2 protein-coding genes and 1 pseudogene are annotated in these 4,484 nt (G+C 76.2%); all 3 read right to left on the bottom strand.

Features of this window, described 5'->3' with window-relative positions; genetic code table 11:
* Positions 1-3: 3 nt before the first annotated feature.
* Positions 4-390, bottom strand: coding sequence for an AMP-binding protein (locus AE652_RS36070; RefSeq protein WP_082346201.1), 387 nt, complete (start codon positions 388-390; stop codon positions 4-6).
* Between the two features lie 54 nt (positions 391-444).
* Complete coding sequence (locus tag AE652_RS36065) at positions 445-3,546, bottom strand: non-ribosomal peptide synthetase (protein ID WP_049659233.1); 3,102 nt, start codon at positions 3,544-3,546, stop codon at positions 445-447.
* A 338-nt stretch (positions 3,547-3,884) separates the two neighbouring features.
* Positions 3,885-4,484 (bottom strand): annotated as a pseudogene (locus AE652_RS47590) (non-ribosomal peptide synthetase); the annotation flags it as partial.

Below are 4,484 nucleotides of genomic sequence, written 5' to 3'. Positions count from 1 at the left end.
GTACTACCAGTTGGTGCGCGGCCAGGCCGGGCCGAGCGGCAGGTGGACGGCGCCGAGCTTGGCGGCGGCCAGGGTGACGGCGACCAGCGAGACCGAGTGGGCGAGGCAGACGCCGAGCAGGTCGCCGGGGCCGACCCTGCCGCGCAGCGCCTCGGCCACGGTGTCGGCGAGGCGGTCGAGTTCGGCGTAGCTGTAGACCTGCTCGCCGTCGATCAGGGCGGGGGCGTCGGGGGTGCGGTGCGCCCAGGCGGTGAACAGGTCGAGCACCGCGCCGTCCTGGTGCGGGCGGCCGTAGCCGATGCTCAGGCCGTCCGAACGAAGGCCTTCGGTAATCGGGCCGTCCGCGCTCAGGGTGTCCGTGCTCCGGAGTTCCGTGCCAAGGTGTTCCATCATCATCTCCACAGAAAGTGACGAGCCGTCAGTTCGATGCCTTGGAAGGCGCGTTCACTTGGCGTTCGCGGCGAGGGCGCGGGCCTGGTCGGCCAGCACGGCGTGGCGGAACAGGGTGCGCAGCGGCGGGCGGCTGCCGAGGTGGGGCTCCAGGTACGCGGCGAGCTGGGCGGCGAGCAGCGAGTGGCCGCCGACCTCGAAGAAGTGCGAGTCCGCGGTGAAGCGGTCGTGGCCGAGCACCTCGCGCCAGGCGGCGGCAATCAGCCGCTGGCCGGGGTCGGCGAACTCGCCCGACGCGTCCTCCTGCGGCTCCGGGGTCTGCTCCACCAGGCGGGCGAGGGCGGCGCGGTCGGGCTTGCCGCCGGGCAGGGTCGGCATCGCGGCGACGGCCGTCCAGCTGGCCGGGACGAGTCCGCCGGGCAGCCGGCGGGCGAGCGCCTCGTGCAGGGCGGCCTGGTCGGGGCGGTCGGTGCCCTCCAGGAAGCCGACCAGGCGGGGGCCGGTCCGCGGGTCGGTGTGCAGCAGCACCGCGCAGGAGCGGCCGCCGAGTTCGGCGGAGGCGGCGGCCTCGATCTCCTCCAGCTCGATCCGGTGGCCGCGCAGCTTGACCTGGTTGTCGGCGCGGCCGAGGAAGCACAGCCGCCCGTCCAGGTCGCGGTAGCCGCGGTCGCCGGTGCGGTACACCCGGGCGCCGCCGAGCGCGGGGACGGTCGTGAAGCGGGCCGCGGTGGGCTCCGGCAGGCCGAGGTAGCCCTCGGCCAACAGGCCGCCGCTGACGACGAGTTCGCCGACACAGCCGGGGGCGAGCGGGCGCAGGGTGTCGTCCAGGACGTGGACGCTCACGCCGTCGAGTTCGGCGCCGAGCGGGATCTCGCCGTCCTCGGCGACGTCGGCGGCGGTGATCTCGTACACGGTGGAGGTGACGGTGGCCTCGGTGACGCCGTAGGCGTTCAGCACGGTGGTGGCCCCGGTCAGGCCGGTCAGCGCCCGGGCGGGCAGCCGCTCGCCGCCGAGCACCAGCAGCCGGGGCGCCCAGCGGCCGTCGTCCAGCGCCGCGCGCAGGTCCTCGCGGACGGCGAGCAGGTAGCTGGTCGGCAGGTTGGCGACGGTCACGCCGCGGGCGGCCAGCACGGCGACCAGCTCGGGCCCGGTGGGCACCTCGCGCTGCGGCACGACGAGGGCGGCGCCGGCCGCGAGGGCGGGCAGCACCTCCTCCAGGGCCACGTCGAAGGACGGCCGGGCGAACAGCAGCGCCCGGTCGGCGGAGGTGAGGCGGTAGCGGTCGACGATCGCGGCGACGTACCCGGCGAGGGCCTCGCGGCCGACCAGGACGGGCTTGGGGACGCCGGTGGAGCCGGAGGTGTGGATCACGTACGCGGCGCCGTCCAGCACGGCGGCGGGCTCGGCCTTCGGGAATTCGGGGCCGTCCAGCAGCGCCGGGGTGACGCCCTCCTCCGGCAGTGCCGACGCGCTCTGCCGGGTGGTGAGGACGAGCGCCGGGCTCAGCCGCTCCAGCAGCAGCCCGAGCCGGGCGGCCGGGTCCTCGGTGGACAGCGGCGCGTACACGGCGCCGTGGCGCAGGCAGGCGAGCAGCGCGACCACGCTGTCCGCGCCGCGCGGCAGCACGGCGGCGACCGGCTGGCCGGGGGTGACGCCGGCGGCACTCATTCGCTCGACCAACTCGGTGACCCGGCGGTCGAGTTCGCCGTAGCTGATCCGCTCGGTGCCGGCCAGCAGGGCGAGCGAGGCCGGGTCGTGGGCGGCGGCCGGGTCGAGCACGGCGGGGGTGACCGGGGCGACCGGGGCGACCGGGGCGGCCTGCGCGGCCTCGGGTGCGGGGGCCAGGTCGGCGATCGGCGTCTGCGGGCGGTCCAGGTAGCAGCGCAGCAGCTCCAGCAGCCGCTCGGACAGCAGCACCGCGTCGGACTCGCGGAACAGGTCGGCGTCGTAGTCCCAGACCAGGGTCATCCCGGCGGCGCCGTGCTTCTCGCCGACCACCCGGCGGTCGTCGGGCAGCAGCACCAGGTCGAGGTCGAAGCGGGTGGTGCCGGTGTTGAAGCCCTCGTACAGCGAGACCTCGAGACCGGGTGCCTGGACGTCGGGCAGCGCCGCGTCGTGCGCGCTGAACATCACGTTGAACAGCGGGTTGTCGGCGCCGCTGGTGTGCAGTCCGAGCCGGCGGGTCAGCTCCTGGACCGGCAGGTCCTGGTACGGCAGCGCGCGCAGCAGGACGTCGGTCACCTCGTCGACGGCCTCGGTGCCGGGGACCGTCGGGTCGAGCCGCAGGCGCAGCGGGACGGTGTTGACGAACATGCCGACGGTGCCCTCGAAGCCCTCCGGGCGGTTGCCGACGGCGGTGCCGATCACCAGCTCGCGGTGGCCGCTGTGCCGGCGCAGCAGTTCGGCGAGCAGGGCGAGCAGGGTGCTGAACGGGGTGTGGCCGTCCGCCTTGCTGCGCTCGCGCAGCCGCCCGGCCAGGTCGGCGCCGATCGACTGGCGCAACTGGCCGCCGTGGTGGCGCCGTTCGGCGCGCGGCCGGGCCAGCCCGGGCAGGGTGACCTCGCGCGGCGCGTCGGCCAGCTCCCTGGTCCAGAAGTCGAGGCCGCGGTCCCGGGGGAGGTCGGCGGCGGCGCGGGCGTGGTCCTCGTACGAGGGGGCGACGGGCAGTTGGTACGGCTCGCCGAGGACGGTGGCGCGGTAGACGGTGAACAGGTCGCGCAGCAGGATCGCGAAGGAGTGGCCGTCGTGGACGAGGTGGTGCTCGACGTGGATCAGCCGGTGGTGGTCCTCGCCGAGCCGGACCAGGTGCCAGCGCAGCACCGGCGCCCGGCCGGTGTCCAGCGGCTCCTCGGCCTCGGCGGCGAGCAGCCGCTGGAAGGCGGCCTCCGGGTCCTGCTCGGCGGCGAAGTCGCTGTGGCGCAGCTCCGGTTCGCAGTCCTCGGCGACCCGCTGGCCGGGCAGGCCCTCCGGGCTGGGCACCAACTCCAGTCGCAGACCCGGGTGGTGGGCCAGCACGGCGGCCAGGCCGGTGTGCAGCGCGTCCCGGTCGAGAGCGCCCCACAGGTCGAGGACGGCGGTGAAGTTGTAGGCGCGGCTGCCCGGCAGCATCTGCTCGTGCAGCCAGACGATCTCCTGTGACGGAGAGAGTGCGAACATCGTCGATTCCCTTGTGTGGTGGGCTGTGTCGGCACTGCGGTGGCCGGAAGCGGGCGTGGGGTGTTCCCGTACCGGCCGGTGGCCGGGCCGCACCGGGGTGAGGTGCGGCCCGGGGCCCGGGGGTCCCGTCCGGGGGCGTGTCGGACGCGCGCGGACGGGCATGGCGGATCCGCCGTTCGGGATCCTGGGTGGGAGTTCGGCGCCCGCGGTCTCGGGCGTACGGTCCCGGTCTCGGGCGTACGGTCCCGGGCGGGTGGTTCCGGGCGTACGGTCTCGGGCGGGCGGCGTCGGAAGTACGGTCTCGGACGTGCGGTGTCGGGCCTGCGGGGCAGGCGGGTTCAGGCCTGCGGCACCGGGCTCGGCCGGGCGGGCAGGTGGTGCCGCAGCACGGCGAGCAGGTCGTCGAAGGCCGCGTGGGCGTCGGCCTCGGGGAAGCGGTCGCGGTCCCAGGCCAGCCGGACCAGCAGGTCGTCGCCGTGCGAGGCGGAGACGGCCATCGGCGCGGCGAGCGGGCGCCCGTCCAGCGGGGTCTCCCGGCCGGGGGTGCCGCCGAGCACCAGCGGCGGGCGGCGGTGCAGGTCGTCCAGGGTGAGCAGGCCGTCCAGGGCGCCCGACCACGGGGCCCCGGCGGTGCGGGCGGCGCGGACCACCTCGTCGAAGGGGGTGCCGGCCTGGTCCAGGTCGTCCCACCAGGCGTCCGCGAGCGCGTCCAGGTCCGCGACCGGCCCCGGAGTCGCCGGGTGCACCAGGGTGTTGAGGAAGCAGCCGAGTGCGGCGGGCGCGCCCGCCGGCCGTCCGCCCCACGGGTAGCCGAGCGCGAGCGCCCCTCCCCCGGTCTCCGGCCGGGAGGGCCCCTCCGTCCGGTGCAGCCGGTGCAGGGCCGAGCCGACCGCGTCCAGCAGGGCCGGGAAGACGGCGCCGCGGGCGGCGCCCTCGGC

Origin of the sequence: Kitasatospora sp. MY 5-36 (assembly GCF_001182915.1) — a bacterium.
GTDB lineage: Bacteria > Actinomycetota > Actinomycetes > Streptomycetales > Streptomycetaceae > Kitasatospora.
The sequence above is the reverse complement of the archived record's forward strand: the minus strand, read 5'-3'. Positions and strand labels throughout refer to the sequence as shown.